The sequence below is a fragment of the Catenibacterium sp. AM22-6LB genome (genome assembly GCF_003435615.1).
GTDB lineage: Bacteria > Bacillota_I > Bacilli_A > Erysipelotrichales > Coprobacillaceae > Catenibacterium > Catenibacterium mitsuoka_A.
The window spans coordinates 1-18,673 of sequence record NZ_QTUM01000031.1 but is presented as its reverse complement, the minus strand read 5'-3'; the positions used below and the strand labels follow the sequence as shown (position 1 = coordinate 18,673).

The window sequence follows — 18,673 nt, the reverse complement described above, 5'->3', positions numbered from 1 at the left end:
CTTTTTATATAAATTAGTTCAATAATAAACATTTAAAAACATTTAGTCAATAGCTTTTAATAATTCTTCATTGATGATTGTTTCAACTTGTATAAGGTAATCATTAACTTCACTTTTTAGATTCAAATAATTGACAATCAAAGGATGATTCTCAAAGTATTCTTTTTTGTCCTGATAGGCTTTTAACTCTTCATCAGTTAACTCACCAAGAGCCTTCTTTTTAAGAATAATCTGGCTCTCTTGTTTGATTTCATCTTCCAAAGATAATAATTCAGGATGTTCTCTTAAAGTCTTTTCATACTTCTTAAATTCCTGAATAAGAGGATCATTTAGAATCAACTGATTCAAAGAATCTGCTTTATTCTTAGTTATTTGATTCAAGCTGTTCTCCAGTTAATGCCCATGTCTTTGCTTCAGTTACACGAACATCTGCAATCTGACCAACCATTGAAGCATCACCTTTAAAGTTAATAAGTTTGTTATGTTCTGTATAACCTGATAAAACATCTGGGTTCTTCTTAGAAGGACCTTCTACAAGTACTTTAACAACCTGTCCTAAGTATTTCTGATTTGCTTCATTGGCGTACTTATTCACTAATTCATTTAAGCGATATAAACGCTGTTCCTTATCACTTAGAGGAACATTATCTTCCATCTTTGCAGCTGGAGTGCCTTCTCTAGGTGAATAAATAAATGTATAAGCTAAATCATACTTACAATAGTTATATAAAGATAAAGTATCCTGGAATTGTTCTTCTGTTTCATTAGGGAAACCAACAATAATATCTGTTGTAATAGTACAATCAGGAATCTTTTCTTTAATCATATCAAATAGTTTCAAGTAGCTTTCCTTTGAATAACGTCTACCCATAAGCTTTAAAACTTCATCATTCCCCGACTGAACAGGTAAATGAATAGAAGGCATGATATTATCATACTTAGCGATAATATCAATCATATCCGCATTAAAGTCCCAAGGATGGCTTGTTGTAAAACGAATACGATCAATACCAGTCTTTGCGACAGCTTCTAATAATGTTGCAAAGTCAGTACCGTTATTTAAATCCTTACCATAAGAATTAACATTCTGTCCAAGTAATGTGATTTCTTTATAACCACTATTCTTTAATTCTTCTACTTCTTTGATAATTTCATCTAATTCACGAGAACGTTCCTTACCTCTTGTATAAGGGACAATACAATAAGTACAGAACTTATTGCATCCATACATGATATTCACCCATGCCTTATAGTTATTGGCACGATGACTTGGAAGATTTTCAATAACATCCCCTTCCTTAGACCAGACTTCAAGAACAAGTTCTTTTTCTAACATTGCCTGTTTTAATAAAACTGGAAGACGGTGGATATTATGTGTACCGAAAATAAGATCAACCTGAGGGAATTTCTCTAGGATCTTATTCACAACTACTTCTTCCTGTGCCATACAGCCACATACACCAAAGATTAGATTTGGTCTAGTCTTCTTGATATTCTTCAAGTAACCAATCTTACCAAATACTTTTTCTTCCGCATTTTCTCTAATAGCACATGTATTTAATAATACAACATCTGCCTGTTTTACTTCATCAGTATGAGTATACCCCATCATTTCTAAGATACCAGATAATGTTTCAGTATCTCTTTCATTCGCTTGACATCCATAAGTCTGGATATAATATGTCTGTCCTTTGCCAATTCCCACCATATCTGCAGGAATCTCAAATGCATCATCTAAATGCTGTACTTCAGTACGACCTCTAGAACGTGCATCTTTTAAAGAAGGACCTTTAAAATATTTACTATAATCTTTCATAAACGCTCCTTTTCGACACCATTATAACAAATACCCCTCATAAAAAAAACCCCCTAAATAGGGGTAAAAGTTTTAAATTAAAAACATATAGACAACAAATGGAATAGTGAAAACGGATATTAATGTTGTCATAAATATTGTCTTGGCTGCTAGCCCACTATCTCCACCATATTTATTCGTAAATAATACTGCAGAGCTTCCTACCGGCATAGATAACATAATCAAAGTAAGTCCTCTTAGATAACTATCTTTGATTAAAAATGCAATTGCAGGATAAGCAATGACAGGGAAAATTAACTGCTTTATTATTGTATAAATATAAACACGTAGCTCATTAAATACATCTTTAATATTCATTGCCCCAAGTGTGACACCGATAATAATCATCGCGAGAGGTGTTGTCATATCTCCTACCATACCTGTAAAGTCTGTGATAATCTTAGGTGCTCTTATATGCAATAAATAGAGAATAAGCGCTAAAAAAGAACAAATCACACCCGGTGTAATCAAATTCTTAAAATTGAGTTTATTATTTCCCTGCTGCCCAATTCCAATCAAATAGACACCTAATGTAAATAACATAATGTTAAATACCATGCCAAATAAAGATGTATGGAAAACAGAATCATTTCCAAATATAGCTTTCATAATAGGATAACCAATAAAGCCAATATTAGAAAATACTGTCATAAAGACATAAAGACCTGTTTGATTACTTGGGACATGTAACAATTTATTAATAAACAATCCAATAAAAGGTGTAATAACATAAGTAATGACCGCAATACCTAAAATAGTGAAAATTGTTTTTGAGTCGCTATATTTTTCTGTGCATAATACAGAATTCAATACCATGCATGGTGTCGTGACCGATAAAACTAGAGATGTGAGTTTACTATTTGTATTCAAATCTAAAATATTTACTCGATATAATAAAAAGCCTAAACCCATCAACACAAATAATACAACCATCTGTCCAATAATCACATTTATATCCATAAGATCCCCTTTCTATCAAAAAAAGCACAGGGTTTAACCTGTGCCTTAAAATTACTCTTATCCAAAGAATCCATCAGGCTGGATTGAGAAGTACATATAACTTCCTTCTGGAGTCTTCTTGAATAAAGACTTACAATGTGCAGCAGCATCTTCTGGTGATAATTCTGTTTCACATTCGAAAGTAGCCTTAATACCAGCTTTACTTACATACTTCAATTCTACCTTATCATCCTTATATCCATCAAAAAAAGTAACTAGCTTCTGCACCTGTGCAGTCTGCATTAAAATTTTACATTTAGCCATAAAAAAATTGTCCTCCTTCAATAACTAGAACTATTATACTGTATTCTTTACAAAATGTGAAGACGCTTTCTTTTGTTTTTACTTAAACTTTACCTGTGGATCAATTCTGATTCTTTCAATGTTTGTACACTTGTTTCCATCAAAATGAAGCAATGTTGCACAAAGCTGTCCTTCATCTTCAACAACTCTAAAAGGTGTCATAATACCCTTAACACTACGTTCAATGATTGCTTCTTTTTCACACCCAATAACACTTTCATATGGTCCAGTCATTCCAACATCGCATTGGAAAGCTGTGCCCTTTGGGAGAATCTTTTCGTCACCTGTAGGAACATGTGTATGAGTACCTAATACTGCACTGACACGTCCATCTACATAGTAACCAAAGGCTATTTTTTCACTTGTTGCTTCACCATGGAAGTCAATGATATGGATATCACTGTTATCATTTTCTAATACAGGCTCAATAGCTTCAAATGGATTTTGAGGTTTTCCATCCATAAAAGTAAGGCCAAGTAAATTAGTCACTCTTATTTTTTTACCTTTTACCTCAATGACTCTAGAACCTACTCCTGGCATTGCAAGTGGCTTATTGAGTGGGACAATTAGCTTGTCCGCTTCATCAATATAATCAAAGATTTCTTTCTTTGAATACGTATGATTTCCCATAGTAATTAAAGAAATACCATGAGACAGTAATTCATCATAATGTTTCTGTAATAATCCTTTACCGTGGCTTGTATTCTCACCATTCGCAATGACACATTCAACACTATATTTTTCTACAATTTTTGGTAGATAGGTCGCAATCATCTTACGTCCTGTCTTGCCAAAAATGTCTCCTATAAATAATATATTCATTTTATTCACATCCTTAAAGAAAAAGTAGATAGGTTGGACCCTATCTACTTAGCTATTTCATTAGCACGAATCTCACGGATCACAGTTACTTTAATATGTCCTGGGTAAGTGAGTTCGGTTTCAATCTTTTCTTTGACATCTCTTGCAAGTTTATGTGCTTTTAAGTCATCAATCTTTTCTGGATTAACGATAACTCTAATTTCACGACCTGCCTGGATAGCAAATACCTTATCCACACCTTCAAACTGTTTAGGTAATTCTTCAAGTTTTTCAAGTCTCTGGATATAATTTTCAATTTTTTCACTTCTACTGCCAGGTCTTGCAGCTGATAATGTATCTGCCGCAGAGATGAGTACTGCAATGATAGATGTTGCTGGAACATCACCATGATGAGATTCAATCGCATTGATTACAGTCGCATTTTCCCCAAATTTCTTAGCGAATTTAGCACCTAATTCAACATGACTTCCTTCCATTTCATGGTCTACTGCTTTACCTAAGTCATGTAATAAACCAGCACGTTTAGCAAGCTGCTGATTTAATCCAAGTTCAGAGGCCATAATACCGGCAAAATGAGCCACTTCGATTGAATGCTGTAAAGCATTCTGGCCATAACTTGTACGATATTTTAACTTACCAATCATCATGACAAGTTCTTTGTTCATTTTTGATAGTCCTAATTCAAAGACAGCATCCTGCCCTGCCTTTAAAATAGTATCATCTAAATCCTTCTTAGTCTTAGCGACTACTTCTTCAATACGTCCTGGCTGAATACGTCCATCATGAATAAGTGTTTCAAGTGATAAACGAGCCACTTCACGACGAATTGGATCAAAACATGATAATGTAATCACTTCTGGAGTATCATCGATAATTAAATCAACACCAGTCGCATTTTCAATTGCCTTAATATTACGACCTTCACGACCGATAATACGTCCCTTCATTTCTTCACTTGGAAGTGCTACTACACTAACTGTGCGTTCAATGACTTCTTCCTGAGAATAACGATTCAAGGCATTCGCAATAATATCCTTTGCAAATAATGAAGCTTTAGTCTTTGCTTCATCTTCTTGTTCTTTGATATAAGCAGTGACTTCAGTCTCCATACGCTGTTCTACTTGTTTAAAGAGTTCAGCTTTTGCTTCCTGTGCAGACATAGCTGCAATTTTTTCAAGTTCGGCTACTTTTTCATCAATCTGATGTTGTAGCTTTTCTTCCTTGACCTCTAGTTCCGCCTTTTTCTTATTTAATTGTTGGCTTCTTGCTTCAAGAGCATCTTCCTTTCCCTGTAAAGAAATATCTCTACGGTCGATGTTCTGTTCACGTTGTAATAGCTTATTTTCAAACTTAGTCAATTCTAAACGCTGCTGCTTTGCTTCTTTTTCAGCTTCAAGCTTATATTCATAAGCTTTTGTTTTTGCATCAAGCGTTGCTTCTTTAATGAGATTGTCTGCTTTTGTATTAGCTTCTTCAACAATTGTTTTGGCATCTGCATTTGCTTTAGAAATCTTTAAACGGATATACATATAATAACATCCTGCACCTAAGACAAACACAAGAACATAGGTCAAGACTTTAATTAAATTCATATAAAAGCCCTCCGTGTCCTATGTATAAATGTGCTAAAAAGCACTAGTTATATTATAATGTATTTATATTCACTTTTCAATCATACATTAACGTAAAAAAGCAGTCTTCTATCTAGACTGCTTACTTGCTTTAAGGGGATTTGTCATCAATAATGTGGTATTAACCTTATCTAGAAGTGCTTCTAATTCAATATCGTTGTTGTTTTCAATAAAATTATGATCTATGCATCCCATAATCGCATATGTGTAAAATAGAATGAGATTATCAAATTCTTCATCTGATATATCCACAATAAAGTTATCTAATAAATATTCTGTAAATATTCTTTTAAATACTACAAACAGATAATGGTCTAACTGATTACGGTTCATTGAAAACGCAATATGTCTAATGGCGCGACGATTTTCCACTAAAAATTTCAAAGCAACCTCGGAACATTCACTCCATGAAGCACCTTCTTCAAACATCCGTTCAATGGTGATAACATGATTATTAAAGACAGATTCAATTAAAGAATAAATATCATCAAAATGATAATAAAAGGTATTTCTATTAATCCCACATTTATTCGCAATATCCTGAATCGTGATCTTATCAAGAGGTTTTTCTTCAACAAGTTCTAGGAATGTATTGATTATAAGCTGTTCTGTTTTTTTCATATTTACACCACACTTCACAAAAAGGCGGAATATTCCGCCTATTAAACGAGACTATTCTGTAGCTTCATCCACTTCTTCAGCGCCAAAGAGCTGTGCTTTGACTTTTTCTTCCACTTCTTCAAAGATAGCTGGATGTTCGATAAGGAAGTTTTTCGCATTTTCCCTTCCCTGTCCGATTTTCTCACCATTATAAGCATACCAGGCACCTGATTTTTCTACAATATCACCTTCTACTGCTAAATCAAGAATTTCACCATCACGTGAAATACCTTTACCATAGATAATATCAACCTGAGTTGTCTTAAATGGAGGTGCTACTTTATTCTTAACAACCTTGATATTGGCTTTATTACCAATAATTTCGCCATTCTGTTTGATTTGTTCACTTCTTCTAATTTCTACACGTACAGAAGAATAGAACTTCAAGGCACGACCACCTGTTGTTGTTTCTGGATTTCCATACATAACCCCAATCTTTTCACGTAGCTGGTTAATAAAGATCACTGTACAGTTTGTCTTATTCATAACACCTGAAAGCTTTCGTAAAGCCTTACTCATCAAACGTGCCTGTAAACCAACTGCTGCATCTCCCATTTCACCATCTAATTCCACCTGTGGAACAAGAGCTGCGACCGAGTCAATAACAATCAAATCAATCACACCAGAACGCACCAGCATTTCAGCAATCTCTAATGCCTGTTCACCACTATCTGGCTGTGAAAGAATCAATTCATCAATATCAACACCTAAATTCTTTGCATAAACAGGATCAATGGCATGTTCTGCATCAATGAATGCTGCTTTACCACCCTGCTTTTGTGCCTGGGCAATCGCATGTAATGTAAGAGTTGTTTTACCACTTGATTCAGGACCATATATTTCGATAATACGGCCTTTAGGGTAACCACCAATACCTAATGCTTTATCAAGAGTTAAAGAGCCTGAAGGGATGACGTCTACATCCACTGCTGTACGGTCTCCAAGACGCATAACAGACCCTTTACCAAATTTCTTTTCAATTTGACTAATTGCATCATCTAACGCTGCATCAGTATCTTTGACTGCAGTTTTCTTTTCCTTCGCCATAAACATATACCTCCATACATATTCATACGACAATTATTTGTAAATTACTTCAAAATTTCAGAAATCTTCATTTTTCCGATTGCAAGAGCTTGTTCTACAATCTGTTTACGACTGCCTTCTAGTTCATATTCATATGTATGAACTTCATCCTTATAGGCAATTCCAATATATATCAAACCGACCTTCTTGCCTTCCATAGCATCTGGGCCTGCATTACCTGTAAATGAAATACAAAGGTCTGTATCAAACATCTTCTGTCCATTGATACACATAAGGCCGGCTACTTCATTCGATACTACACCATAGGTATCAATCACTTCCTGAGGGATACCTAATACCTGATGCTTAATAATTGTCTGATAACTGACAAGACTTCCCTTATAAACAGCAGAAACTCCTGGAACTGATCCAAGAGTTGCCGCAAAATTTCCTACTGTAAAGCTTTCAACACTAGAAATTGTTACATTCTTTTTTATCAACAATCTAACTAAATCTTCCATATTACATACTCTCCATGATTAAATCTCTATTCTTCCAGAAATAATCAATACCAGATAATAATGAAACGCATGCTGCGATATTAATGACATAATTCGCAAATGGGATATCCCAGTGTGCAAAGATTGGATTATTTAATAAGAGAAGACAAATACCCACCATTTGAGTGACTGTCTTAAGTTTTCCATAAATACTAGCAGCAAGAACTCTATTAGAACTAGACGCAACAAGACGTACACCATCCACGAAAGTATCTCTTAAAAGCATAACGATTAAGGCAATGACTGACATCTTATTGTTCCAAGTAAGAAGAATAAGTGCTGAATTTACAAGCATCTTATCCGCAATAGGATCCACAAACTTACCAAAAGTAGTGACAAGATGATTTTTTCTTGCAAGATAACCATCTAGAAAGTCTGTAAGAGATGCTCCTAAAAATACAATAAAAGCTAATAACTGAATGACAGAGATATCAGTAAAGAGAATATGAATCTGAGGCACACTGATATCTGTAAAATAAGGACATAAATATAATGCGATAAATACTGGCACAAGACATAAACGTGTTACTGTTAAACGATTTGGTAAATTCATCTTACTTCTCCAATGTTAAATAAGTATATTTAAGTCCTGTTTCAGCCTTTTCTTCATCAGTTAATGGAACTTCTACTTCATCCACATATACCTTAACACCAGACTGTTCACCACTTACAAGTCTTAATGTGCTAAAGTCTGCTGTATTGAGTGTTAGTTCAACACTGTCACCTTCATTATAAACCTTACCTTCAAACTGAGTGTATTTAGTACGGTTTACATAAAGACTACCCCAGCACTTCTTAGAATATTCAACCTTTAATTTAAAAGTCTGTGCATTTGGATCCTTTAATTTAAAATTATAATTTAAATCACTATTTCTTGTATAAGTCACTGCAGGTACAGTTTCTTCTTCTTTCTTCTTTTCAGTTTTCTTTTTAGAAGGCTTCTTAGTCACTTCACCTGTTGCTGTCTGCTGATCACTTGTAAATGATGGCACATTTGCCTTAGACTTTGTTTTACTAATCGCAAAGAAACCTATACAGAAAATCATCGCAACAAGTAATACAATAATAATCACTCTAATCACATTCAAATGACTCTTATCACCTACGACACCTTTATTATTTGTAAATGAAGGCTTTTCAAAACGGAAAGCTTTTGCTTTTTCCTCATCTGCAGATAACTTTTTCTTTGCATGCTCATTCTGTGCTTCTGCTTCCTGTAATTCTTCTAACTCAATTTTCTGAGTTAAATTTAAATATTCATTCTGTACTTCTTTTTCATTTATATCAAGAGCACGGCAGATTTTTCTTAAATACATCTTCATATAGGCTTCTTCACCCTGATAATGGTCAAAGTTGCCATTTTCTAAATCTTTAATTATTGCGATTGAAAGCATTGTCTGTGAAGATAATTCTTCCACAGATAATCCTTTTTCCTCTCTTTTCTGTTTAATTATTTCACTAATATTCATCTCTAAGCCTCCTTGCATTCATATCAAGTCTATTTAACCACAAATAGTGTCATTTTACAACTATTATAGATACACAAAAAAAGACGGTTCCCAATGGAAACCATCTATGAGTCTGCTCTTATAAGCCGTGTTCTGTTTTTCAACTCATCATTTATCTTAGATTTCTCTACCTAGCATCCGTTCAATTCCTTTTGCTAGACTCCCCTACCAAAATTTGGGTTTCTGCCTCGTGAAGTTTACCCCTTTTCACCCTGTCATTTCTAACAGTATTCGTTTCTGTGGCACTTTATGGCTAGTTCCATATCTTAAGACTTAGGCGTTCACCGTTGTCATTTCTGCCTGAGGTTATTGGCCTCAGCACGATCACTACTATCATCTCAGATAGTGGCAGCACGGACTTTCCTCTGTTTCCAGCGATCAGTTCTCGCAGACACATATTAATCTTTATTTTTATGATAGACTTCTCTTTCTAATTGAGAAATACGTCTGAGGACATCGACATTGTTATTCAAGCTCTCTTCCATGACGTGTGCATTATCTCTTTGATCCTGTCTTTCTCTTAATAATTCATTGAGTTTTCTTCTCAAAGCAGCATTCTCTTTTTGAAGACTTTCAATTTCATCATAAGATTCATTCAACATAGATTGAAAATTTAGATAATCTTCTTTCACAATATCAAGATAACTGTCTACTTCATTTGCGCTATAGCCCTTTGTTTCAATAGAAAATTCTTTATTAAGAATTCTTTTAGGACTTAATCGAATCTTGTTTTCCATCGCCGTCACTCCTCATAAATATTCTACAAAAAACAAAAAGAAATGCAAGTAAAAGTTTCTTACAACGGAAAAACAGTGCATATACATGCAACAATTAAAGCTGGTAAAAGGTTAGCGACACGAATTTTTGTATCAAATACCAGATTAACACCTACACAAAATATAAGTATTGAACCAATAAAAGAAAGTGCACTCATGGCAGAAGCAGTAATATAGGGACTAATCATACTTGATAAAAGAGTGATTATTCCCTGAAATAATCCAACAGGTACAAAAGCAAATAAGCATCCCTTACCAAGGGTAGCACTCATCACAAGAATAATCACAAAATCAAGTATTGCTTTCGCAAACAGAATAGAATGATTTCCATGAACCCCATCTTCAATAGACCCAACAACAGCCATAGCACCAATACAGACTGTTAATGAAGCTGTCACAAAACCATCTACAAATTTATGATCCTTTGCATTACCTGTTTTTATCTTCAGCCATTCACCAAAATGCGTCATCTTACCATCTAAATCTAACAATTCTCCTATTACAGCACCAAATGACAATGAAATAATCATCATCATTGTTCCTGTTGTTTCAATAGATCCGCTCTTAATCACCAGCATCTTACTTAATCCCCCAGCAATACCTATGAAAATAACAGCGACTCCATCTGCTTTCATCAATGTATTCTGCATTGATTCTTTAAGATGATTTCCAAAAACCATCCCTGCAATACCGGCTATAATAATAGCACTGCAGTTAATGATTGTACCTAGTCCAAACATCATAAACAAAAACTTTCATCAAAGATGAAAGTTATCCCTTCAGACCTCTAGATTGACGATCCATATCTTCTACTACGATGTCATAGATTTCACCTAAAGTAGAACAATATTCTAATAACTGCCATGGTTCATTTGTATGGAAATGAATCTTAATTAAGTCTTCATCACCTACTGCAAGAAGGCAGTCTCCTTTAAAATGTTCAGTGATATAATCATTGATTTCATCTTCATCTAAATCATGACCATCAATTAATAACTGTGTATCATATCTAAATTCTAAAGCCATATTAATAATCCTCCTAATACAAAAAGTATATCATTATTTGTATTATCAGTCCATTATGATAAAATACTTTTTGAGGTGATTCCATGAAAATTCTTGGCATTATTACAGAATATAACCCCTATCATCTAGGACATCGCTTACATCTTCAGGAAGCTAAAAAACTAATTTTGCCTGATTTAACTATATGTGTCATGAGCAGTTCTTTTGTGCAAAGAGGAGAACCGGCAATGATCAGTTATCAAAAAAGAGCCGCAATCGCAATAGAAGAAGGCATAGATATCGTTATAGAACTTCCTCTTGTTTATGCCTGTCAGAGTGCAGACTATTTTGCGAAAGGTGTCGTAACATTACTCCATGAAATGGGCGTGACTGATCTTGTATTTGGTAGTGAGGATGGCAATATAGAGACATTCTTAGAAATAGCTGAAGGTATTGAACAAGACCCTGATACTTACAATATGAAAGTTAAAGAAGGTATGAAAGATGGATTACGTTATCCTGATGCTTGTAATCAAGCATTACAGTTTATTTTAAATAAAGAAGTGAGAACACCTAATGACTTATTAGGATTAAGTTATGTCAAAGAGGTGGTTCATCATCATTATCCTATTTCTATGCATTGTATTAAGCGTACTAATGATTATCATGCAAAAAATATTGAACAAATTTCTAGCGCCACTTCTTTACGTATTGCATTGAAGCAAGGAATTGATGTAGCCCATCAATTACCTGGATACGAAACTTATAAAGACTCTCATTTCTTTACTCTAGAAGAGTTCTACCCTTATTTAAAGTATTTAATTACCTTTACTCCTCTTGAAGGGCTTCATATGATTGAAGAAGGACTTGATGATCGTTTGTATAAAGTGAATCAAGAAACTTATAGTCTAGAAGAGTTAATTAACAGTTTAACGAGTAAACGTTATACAAGAAGCAGAATACAAAGAATGCTTATTCATATTCTTCTTCATAATACAAAAGAGGAAATAAAAAAAGCCATGGATATTGATTATATTCATATCCTAGGCTTATCTACTAAAGGACAGCGTTATATTAAAACTGCTAAAAAGAATACAGAATATAAGATCATCACTAACATCACAAAGCATAAGCATCCTGCTTTAGATATTGAAAAAAGAGGGGCACAGCTTCTTGATTTAGTAGATCCTGGTTTCTTTAAAGAAACCATTAAAGCGATTCCTTATCGTAAAATTGATTTAAAATAAAGGCAACACCATCATCATTATTACTCAAAGTAACATGATCTGCTTTTTCTTTTAAGTCATCAGGAGCATTGTCTACGACATAACTTACCCCTGCTATTTCTAACATATCTTCATCATTATAATAATCTCCAAAAGCGACGGTATTCTCTAATGGAATTTGATAATGACTGGCTACTGCTTGAATCGCATTGGCTTTAGTGGCTTCTTTATGTGTGATTTCTAGATAATAGGAAGCACTGCGAGTAATATGTAAAGAAGGATATGTTTCTTTTAAATAAGAAGTGACACGATCAATAGACCCAATACAGACTATTTTATGAATGGTCTGTATTTTTTTAATGTCTTCTAGCCCTATCTTAGTTGATACCTTCCCAATATAAGACTCTTCTATCGCATGATCTTTAAAATATTGATATGTAGAATACCAGTTATCTCCATCATAAATATTCCAATCCAATTCATCACAATAAGAACATATATCATAGACAATATCCGTTGGTATTGTATAAGAGATGATTTGATCTTCCAAAATAATCATTGCGCCATTATGAGCGACCAGAGGTGCTTTATAGGGGACAAATGATTGAATACTTTCAGGAAGTCTTGAAGAGATAGGAATAAACAAATCATCATGTGCATACACCTTCTTTATAGCCTGTAATGTCATATGAGAAAGTGTATTATCACTATGAAGAAGTGTTCCATCTAAATCTGAAAAGATCAGTTTCATAAGAAAAAAAGATCAGTGTAAGCACTGATCTTAACCTCTTAACACGGCGTTATGGTCCTTCTTGCAGGCTTCAAGAATTTTTTCCATAGCTGAGTTGATTGTTGCATCATCTAATGTACGAGATGGATCCTGGAATAATAATGAGATTGCCAATGACTTCTTACCTTCTTCCATATGTTCACCTTCATAAACATCGAATACTTCTGCACTCTTTACAAGCTGTTTGCTTGCACGTTTGATTGTCTTAACAACATCTGCTGCAGGTACTTTTGAATCAACAACTAAAGCAATATCACGAGATACTGCAGGATATAGAGGAATAGCTTTGAATTTTAGGGCACGAGTACGTAATGCAAGAATAGCTGTTAAGTTCAATTCTGCCACATATGTATCGTTGACTTCATAAGCCTTTGCCTTTGCAGGATGTACCTGTCCGATAACACCTACAATTTCCTTACCCATCTTGATATAACCACTTCTACCTGGGTGGAAGTCCTTATTGTCTGCTTCTACCTTTTCAAAAGTATAACGTGATTCTTCAATACATAACTTCTTGAATAATGTTTCTACAAAGCCTTTCACAAGATAGAAATCAACAGCTTCCTTCTTGCCCATCCAAGGAACATTGACATAGTCTCCACTTACTGCAATTGCTAAGTTAGATACTTCCTTGTCAGAATATGTATTCGCAATTTCAAAGATGTTTACATCTTTGTTTGAATGTGCATTATTGTAATGAATTGTCTGTAAAAGAGAACCAATAAGTGATTTTCTTGCAGCACTTCTTTCTTCACCTAAAGGACTCATTAACTTAACTGTATTGTCTAAAGAATGGAATAAGTTGAATTCATTGACAGTTGCTTCACTTGTTAATGTATAAGTCAATGTTTCATGTAAACCAAGGTCTACAAGTGTATGTCTAATTAACTGTTCTTTAGACTGTTTTGGTGTTAAGACACCATCTGTCGTATTCATGACTGGTAAAGTAGTTGGAAGGTTATCATAACCATAGATACGTGCGACTTCTTCCACTAGATCTGCATCCATAGTAATATCATTACGATATGTAGGAACAGTTACAGTAAATAATTCATCTTCTAATGTATATTCAAAGCATAAGCTATCGAAGATATCAGATACTTCTTTTACAGTTAATGAAGTACCAAGTAAGCCATTGACTCTTGATAATTCAATAGTGACAGTTCTTCTTGTTTCATCAAGAGGTGTATGTACTGTTTCATAAATAGTTTCAGCATCCGCAAACTGTACTAATAAATCAGCACAACGATCTAATACCTTTAATGAACTCATTGTATCAATAGCACCCTTGATATAATGCTGTGATGCATCTGTTAATAAGTTCATACGTCTTGCTGTATTTCTTAATGCAGCACCATCAAAAGTAGCTGCTTCAATAACGATATTCTTTGTATTGTCATCAATTTTAGTGTCATTACCACCCATAACACCAGCAACACAGCCAATGCCATCATCAGTTGATACAATAACATCTTCAGGTAAGATATCATATTCATTTTCATCAAGAAGAACAGCCTTCTGATTAAATCCAGTCTTGATGACGAAAGCCTTCTTTGCAAGCTTATCATAGTCATACATATGAATAGGCTGACCTGTTTCAACCATGACGAAGTTTGAGATATCTACGATATTATTAATAGGCTTGATACCTGATGCAAGTAATGCATTCTGCATCCATTTAGGTGATTCTTTAGTTGTTACACCCTTCACTAATTTAGCACCAAAGAATGAGCATAAAGGAGTTTCTACATGAACTTCGATTTCACTCTTTTCTTCAGGATATTTCTTGATTTCTGGTAAAGTAACTTTTCTACCTAATACAGCAGCTGCTTCATAAGCTAAAGACTGCATAGCCATACAATCAGCTCTATTTGGTGTTAAACCAATATCAAGAATATAATCATCTAAGCCGAGGTAAGAAAGTGCTTCTGTCCCTACTGGTGCATCTTCTGGTAATACATGAATACCAGCTTTATCTTCTTCTTTTAATAAACGGTTATCTAATCCAAGTTCAGCAATAGAACAGATCATACCATCAGACTTTTCGCCTCTGATAGCACCTGAAGAAATCTTACCACCTTCAAGTTCACATCCTGGTAATGCCACAATAACCTTTTCACCAGCATCCACATTAGGTGCACCACATACAATCTGTCTTACTTCACCAGGGGCAGTTTCTACCTGACAGATATGAAGATGGTCAGAATTAGGATGTTCAATACATTCCTTTACATAACCAACAACAAGCTTAGTCCCTTTCGCAAGAGGTCCCTGTCCTTCTACTTCTAATCCAATACGAGTGATCTTTTCTGCAAGTTCTGCAGGATCTTGATCATCTACTTTCACATATTTATTTAATAAATGTAAACTAGCTAACATATACTACTCCTTTCTTTCGAACTGTTCTAAGAATCTTAAGTCGTTATTGTAGAAATCACGGATATTATCAATATCATATTTCAACATAGCAACTCTTTCTAGTCCGATACCAAATGCAAATCCCTGGTATTCCTTAGGATCAAATCCACACATTTCTAATACATGAGGGTTAACCATACCAGCACCTAATACTTCAATCCATCCAGTACCTTTACACATAGCACAGCCTTTACCACCACAGTTAGCACAAGAGATATCTACTTCTACACTTGGTTCTGTGAATGGGAAATAAGAAGGTCTTAAACGAATTTCACGCTTTTCACCAAACATCTTCTTAGCAAAAACATCCAATGTACCCTTTAAATCACCCATAGTGATATTCTTATCGATGACGAGTCCTTCACACTGCATAAACTGATGTGAATGAGTGGCATCATCATCGTCACGACGGTATGTCTTACCAGGGCAGATAACCTTGATAGGACCTTTACCCTTAGCCTCTAACATAACATGTGCCTGTACAGGAGAAGTATGTGTTCTCATTAATGTATTTTCATCAATATAGAACGTATCCTGCATATCTCTTGCAGGGTGTCCCTTAGGTAAGTTCATTAATTCGAAGTTGAAATGATCAGATTCTACTTCAGGTCCTTCTGCTACCTTATATCCCATACCTAGGAATAATTCTTCTAAGTCTTCCTTAACACGTGTTAAAGGATGTACAGATCCTACTGGTAAACGATTACCTGGTAAAGAGATATCAATATCTTCTGCAAGTAAACGTTCATTTAAAGCTTTTTCTTCTAAATAAGCTTTCTTTTCTTCAATAGCCTGTCCAATTTCCTGTTTAGTCTTATTTGAAACCTGTCCAAATGTTTTTCTTTCTTCAGGAGCCATAGTCTTCATTGATTTCATAGCAGCCTGAATAGGTCCTTTTTTACCAAGATAGAATACACGTAAGTCATTTAATTCTTTCGCATCAGCACATGCAGAAATTTTAGCAAGTGCCTCTTCCTGGATTTTTAATAATTCATCCATATGTTTCCTCCTTAAAAAATTAAAAAGCCGTTCCAATAGGAACGACTTAAATCGCGGTACCATCCTAAATTCATATAGCATACACTATATGCACTTTATCACTTATAACGTCAGTGTTACGGCGGGGATTAGCCGCACTCCAAGGTGAATTCAATAATATCTTATAAGAAGATTTCCACCAGCCTCTTCCTCTCTCAATATAAGTATATTACATACTAGTCCTTTTCTTCGTGTTCTCATGTATTATACCTAATAATTAGGAAAAAGACAAGACGAAATCTAATCTATCGAACAATCCTCTGAAATCTAATCTATCGAACAATCCGTCCTTCTTTTGCATTTTATATGCATCTCTAATAGTTATTCATCTGTAATTACATAATCTTTCCAAAACAACAAAAGCATTTTTTTAAATTCACAATTATCCAAATTTGGAAAATCTTTTACTTCTGAATATATCTTTTCTTTCCAAAATAAATATTCAGACATTGTATGCTGCATTGAATACTTATTTAAAACCATCATAATTTTGTTCCTTGTCAGAAAAGAAATATCATGTTCTAAACAAAATAAACTTGTTGACTGAATTTCTTCTCCATATATTTCATATAAAGCCGAAATCAACAATTTATTTTGTTGATATAATTTTTCCATTGATAATTTATAATCGTCTTCTCTCATATTAAAATAATGTCCATTCTAATACTTCTCTAACAGCATTTGCCACATTAGCCGCAACAGACCTACTACCACCTGCATTAATAATTGCTCTAAAAATAGCATCGTAAACAGCTTGCCCTGGTATTTCCGACCATTTTAATAACGGTTTTAATGCTCTTGTTATAGGTGTAAAAAATTTATTTACATTTTTTGCTACAGTTTTACCAGCCACCTTTTCAGCAAAATTAACTAATCTTGCCTTATTATTTATAGCTTTTTTTACTGCTTTTTTTGCAATTTTTGTAAAAATATTACGTGAATTTTGATTTACAAGATAATCACTTTCTTCTATCGGTTCCATATATTCAGTTTCATATTCTATTGTATTTATAGCATATACTGTCATTGGAGACAATGTAAAAACAGCGCTGCAAGCAATCGATAAACACAAACCACCTACAACAATCATATTTTTTATATTCTTCATAAAATTTTCCTTTCTTTTGTTTCAAAATTTTGACCATTATATCATCATATACATTAATTTTCAATTAAAAACTATTGATTTCAAAATCCCCTAAAGTGAAAAGTTAAATTCCACTTTAGGCGGGGCAAAGTTGCGTTTAGTCTTTCACTTCTTTCCACTTGATTTTACTCTTACAGTTGAATTTACTTTTACACTTTCAATAGTTGAATTTTCTCCTTCAGGTATATAATTACTGTGATGTCTGTTTCTCTATTTCATGAAAGGCTGATTATCATGGCTAAATCAAATAAGAATCTGCATCTTACTCTTTCAGAAAGAGAAATAATTCAGAGAGGAATAGAAAATGGTTCTACCAAGACTTCTATCGCTGCAACTCTTGGAAAGGATAAATCAACTATAGGCAAAGAAATCAAGGCACATAGAGTACATTCACATATTTGCAGCTTTGATCCTGCGTGCGCCAACAAGGACAGATGCAAGCATCACCATGTATACAAGAACTGTGCTGACTTAGTAGTTTTCAAATGTAAGCGAAGAGACAGATCTCCTGGCGCCTGCAATGGCTGTCCTAAATACCAGCACTGCAGATTTGATAAGTTCACATATTCTGCAGATATCGCCAATAAGGAATATATGGCTGACCTCATTAACTCAAGAGAAGGAATAAATATGACATATAGCGAGCTTAAGGCTTTAGCTGATATCATTGTCCCTCTTATCAAGAAAGGTCAATCACCATATCAGATCATTACTTCTCATCCTGAATTGAATATTTCTGAAAAGACATTATACAACTACATAGAATCTGGCGTATTTAGACAGTTCGGTCTGCTTGATATTGATCTAAGAGTCAAGACAAGAAGAATATCAAAGAAGGATTCTGTCAAATATAAAAAAATTGGATAATAGAAATCAAGTAAAAATTCAAAAAAATAATCAGTAATTTTT

Annotated in this window: 21 protein-coding genes, 1 other RNA gene and 1 other annotated feature; of the genes, 2 read left to right on the top strand and 20 right to left on the bottom strand. The window is 34.2% G+C overall.

The window, feature by feature from the left end; all coding sequences use genetic code 11:
- Positions 1-42: 42 nt before the first annotated feature.
- From DW269_RS07840 to DW269_RS07770, 15 genes are all read right to left on the bottom strand, one after another.
- Entirely contained in the window at positions 43-381 is a 339-nt protein-coding gene (locus tag DW269_RS07840; protein WP_158546339.1) for a YlbF family regulator, read from the bottom strand.
- Positions 365-1,816, bottom strand: coding sequence for a tRNA (N6-isopentenyl adenosine(37)-C2)-methylthiotransferase MiaB (gene miaB, locus DW269_RS07835; RefSeq protein WP_117459260.1), 1,452 nt, complete (start codon positions 1,814-1,816; stop codon positions 365-367). Before miaB ends, DW269_RS07840 begins: the two co-directional genes overlap by 17 nt.
- A 72-nt stretch (positions 1,817-1,888) precedes the next feature.
- Positions 1,889-2,815, bottom strand: coding sequence for an AEC family transporter (locus DW269_RS07830; RefSeq protein WP_117459259.1), 927 nt, complete (start codon positions 2,813-2,815; stop codon positions 1,889-1,891).
- 57 nt (positions 2,816-2,872) lie between these two features.
- A complete protein-coding gene (locus DW269_RS07825) occupies positions 2,873-3,118 on the bottom strand; it encodes a hypothetical protein (RefSeq protein ID WP_022424184.1) in 246 nt (81 codons plus the stop codon).
- 78 nt (positions 3,119-3,196) lie between these two features.
- Positions 3,197-3,979: a TIGR00282 family metallophosphoesterase gene (locus DW269_RS07820; RefSeq protein WP_117459258.1), complete on the bottom strand. Its 783-nt coding sequence runs from the start codon at positions 3,977-3,979 to the stop codon at positions 3,197-3,199.
- Positions 3,980-4,023: 44 nt separating this feature from the next.
- Positions 4,024-5,571, bottom strand: coding sequence for a ribonuclease Y (gene rny / locus DW269_RS07815; RefSeq protein ID WP_117459257.1), 1,548 nt, complete (start codon positions 5,569-5,571; stop codon positions 4,024-4,026).
- 108 nt (positions 5,572-5,679) lie between these two features.
- Positions 5,680-6,231: a TetR/AcrR family transcriptional regulator C-terminal domain-containing protein gene (locus tag DW269_RS07810; RefSeq protein WP_117459256.1), complete on the bottom strand. Its 552-nt coding sequence runs from the start codon at positions 6,229-6,231 to the stop codon at positions 5,680-5,682.
- A 51-nt stretch (positions 6,232-6,282) separates the two neighbouring features.
- The gene (gene recA, locus DW269_RS07805) at positions 6,283-7,317 is read right to left on the bottom strand and encodes a recombinase RecA (protein WP_117459255.1); all 1,035 of its coding nucleotides are present in this window, start codon (positions 7,315-7,317) and stop codon (positions 6,283-6,285) included.
- A 44-nt stretch (positions 7,318-7,361) separates the two neighbouring features.
- Positions 7,362-7,817 (bottom strand): CinA family protein, encoded by a 456-nt coding sequence (locus tag DW269_RS07800; protein WP_022424179.1) that lies wholly within the window; start codon positions 7,815-7,817, stop codon positions 7,362-7,364.
- A gap of 1 nt (position 7,818) precedes the next feature.
- The gene (gene pgsA, locus DW269_RS07795) at positions 7,819-8,409 is read right to left on the bottom strand and encodes a CDP-diacylglycerol--glycerol-3-phosphate 3-phosphatidyltransferase (protein WP_022424178.1); all 591 of its coding nucleotides are present in this window, start codon (positions 8,407-8,409) and stop codon (positions 7,819-7,821) included.
- Position 8,410: 1 nt separating this feature from the next.
- Positions 8,411-9,325, bottom strand: coding sequence for a RodZ family helix-turn-helix domain-containing protein (locus DW269_RS07790; RefSeq protein WP_158546338.1), 915 nt, complete (start codon positions 9,323-9,325; stop codon positions 8,411-8,413).
- Positions 9,326-9,441: 116 nt separating this feature from the next.
- An RNA gene (gene rnpB / locus DW269_RS07785) (RNase P RNA component class B) lies at positions 9,442-9,754 on the bottom strand.
- Between the two features lie 8 nt (positions 9,755-9,762).
- Entirely contained in the window at positions 9,763-10,101 is a 339-nt protein-coding gene (locus DW269_RS07780; RefSeq protein WP_022424176.1) for a DivIVA domain-containing protein, read from the bottom strand.
- Positions 10,102-10,160: 59 nt separating this feature from the next.
- Entirely contained in the window at positions 10,161-10,883 is a 723-nt protein-coding gene (locus DW269_RS07775) for a DUF554 domain-containing protein (protein ID WP_226793546.1), read from the bottom strand.
- Positions 10,884-10,911: 28 nt separating this feature from the next.
- Positions 10,912-11,166, bottom strand: coding sequence for a hypothetical protein (locus DW269_RS07770; protein ID WP_006505469.1), 255 nt, complete (start codon positions 11,164-11,166; stop codon positions 10,912-10,914).
- An 83-nt stretch (positions 11,167-11,249) separates the two neighbouring features.
- Here DW269_RS07770 and DW269_RS07765 point away from each other — a divergent pair, with 83 nt between their 5' ends.
- A complete protein-coding gene (locus tag DW269_RS07765; RefSeq protein ID WP_117459252.1) occupies positions 11,250-12,392 on the top strand; it encodes a nucleotidyltransferase in 1,143 nt (380 codons plus the stop codon).
- Here the strand turns inward: DW269_RS07765 and DW269_RS07760 are convergent.
- The 5 genes from DW269_RS07760 to DW269_RS07740 form a co-directional block, all read right to left on the bottom strand.
- Entirely contained in the window at positions 12,355-13,122 is a 768-nt protein-coding gene (locus DW269_RS07760; protein ID WP_117459251.1) for a Cof-type HAD-IIB family hydrolase, read from the bottom strand. The genes DW269_RS07765 and DW269_RS07760 overlap by 38 nt on opposite strands.
- 30 nt (positions 13,123-13,152) lie before the next feature.
- Entirely contained in the window at positions 13,153-15,540 is a 2,388-nt protein-coding gene (pheT, locus tag DW269_RS07755; protein WP_117459250.1) for a phenylalanine--tRNA ligase subunit beta, read from the bottom strand.
- A 3-nt stretch (positions 15,541-15,543) separates the two neighbouring features.
- Entirely contained in the window at positions 15,544-16,578 is a 1,035-nt protein-coding gene (pheS, locus tag DW269_RS07750) for a phenylalanine--tRNA ligase subunit alpha (protein WP_040389820.1), read from the bottom strand.
- Between the two features lie 34 nt (positions 16,579-16,612).
- Positions 16,613-16,816 (bottom strand) — a binding site (T-box leader).
- 122 nt (positions 16,817-16,938) lie between these two features.
- On the bottom strand, positions 16,939-17,259 hold the full coding sequence (locus tag DW269_RS07745) for a hypothetical protein (RefSeq protein ID WP_022424170.1): 321 nt from the start codon (positions 17,257-17,259) through the stop codon (positions 16,939-16,941).
- Position 17,260: 1 nt separating this feature from the next.
- A complete protein-coding gene (locus DW269_RS07740; protein WP_117459249.1) occupies positions 17,261-17,725 on the bottom strand; it encodes a hypothetical protein in 465 nt (154 codons plus the stop codon).
- A gap of 273 nt (positions 17,726-17,998) precedes the next feature.
- Between DW269_RS07740 and DW269_RS07735 the strand changes: the two genes are divergently transcribed.
- On the top strand, positions 17,999-18,631 hold the full coding sequence (locus DW269_RS07735) for a helix-turn-helix domain-containing protein (RefSeq protein ID WP_233502525.1): 633 nt from the start codon (positions 17,999-18,001) through the stop codon (positions 18,629-18,631).
- Positions 18,632-18,673: the final 42 nt, after the last annotated feature.

What these genes read in the sequence shown, in the direction of transcription:
- miaB (WP_117459260.1), bottom strand. Translation starts at nt 1,816, where the DNA reads ATGAAAGATTATAGTAAATATTTTAAAGGTCCTTCTTTAAAAGATGCA.
- DW269_RS07830 (WP_117459259.1), bottom strand. Translation starts at nt 2,815, where the DNA reads ATGGATATAAATGTGATTATTGGACAGATGGTTGTATTATTTGTGTTG.
- DW269_RS07825 (WP_022424184.1), bottom strand. Translation starts at nt 3,118, where the DNA reads ATGGCTAAATGTAAAATTTTAATGCAGACTGCACAGGTGCAGAAGCTA.
- DW269_RS07820 (WP_117459258.1), bottom strand. Translation starts at nt 3,979, where the DNA reads ATGAATATATTATTTATAGGAGACATTTTTGGCAAGACAGGACGTAAG.
- rny (WP_117459257.1), bottom strand. Translation starts at nt 5,571, where the DNA reads ATGAATTTAATTAAAGTCTTGACCTATGTTCTTGTGTTTGTCTTAGGT.
- DW269_RS07810 (WP_117459256.1), bottom strand. Translation starts at nt 6,231, where the DNA reads ATGAAAAAAACAGAACAGCTTATAATCAATACATTCCTAGAACTTGTT.
- recA (WP_117459255.1), bottom strand. Translation starts at nt 7,317, where the DNA reads ATGGCGAAGGAAAAGAAAACTGCAGTCAAAGATACTGATGCAGCGTTA.
- DW269_RS07800 (WP_022424179.1), bottom strand. Translation starts at nt 7,817, where the DNA reads ATGGAAGATTTAGTTAGATTGTTGATAAAAAAGAATGTAACAATTTCT.
- pgsA (WP_022424178.1), bottom strand. Translation starts at nt 8,409, where the DNA reads ATGAATTTACCAAATCGTTTAACAGTAACACGTTTATGTCTTGTGCCA.
- DW269_RS07790 (WP_158546338.1), bottom strand. Translation starts at nt 9,325, where the DNA reads ATGAATATTAGTGAAATAATTAAACAGAAAAGAGAGGAAAAAGGATTA.
- DW269_RS07780 (WP_022424176.1), bottom strand. Translation starts at nt 10,101, where the DNA reads ATGGAAAACAAGATTCGATTAAGTCCTAAAAGAATTCTTAATAAAGAA.
- DW269_RS07775 (WP_226793546.1), bottom strand. Translation starts at nt 10,883, where the DNA reads ATGATGTTTGGACTAGGTACAATCATTAACTGCAGTGCTATTATTATA.
- DW269_RS07770 (WP_006505469.1), bottom strand. Translation starts at nt 11,166, where the DNA reads ATGGCTTTAGAATTTAGATATGATACACAGTTATTAATTGATGGTCAT.
- DW269_RS07765 (WP_117459252.1), top strand. Translation starts at nt 11,250, where the DNA reads ATGAAAATTCTTGGCATTATTACAGAATATAACCCCTATCATCTAGGA.
- DW269_RS07760 (WP_117459251.1), bottom strand. Translation starts at nt 13,122, where the DNA reads ATGAAACTGATCTTTTCAGATTTAGATGGAACACTTCTTCATAGTGAT.
- pheT (WP_117459250.1), bottom strand. Translation starts at nt 15,540, where the DNA reads ATGTTAGCTAGTTTACATTTATTAAATAAATATGTGAAAGTAGATGAT.
- pheS (WP_040389820.1), bottom strand. Translation starts at nt 16,578, where the DNA reads ATGGATGAATTATTAAAAATCCAGGAAGAGGCACTTGCTAAAATTTCT.
- DW269_RS07745 (WP_022424170.1), bottom strand. Translation starts at nt 17,259, where the DNA reads ATGAGAGAAGACGATTATAAATTATCAATGGAAAAATTATATCAACAA.
- DW269_RS07740 (WP_117459249.1), bottom strand. Translation starts at nt 17,725, where the DNA reads ATGAAGAATATAAAAAATATGATTGTTGTAGGTGGTTTGTGTTTATCG.
- DW269_RS07735 (WP_233502525.1), top strand. Translation starts at nt 17,999, where the DNA reads ATGGCTAAATCAAATAAGAATCTGCATCTTACTCTTTCAGAAAGAGAA.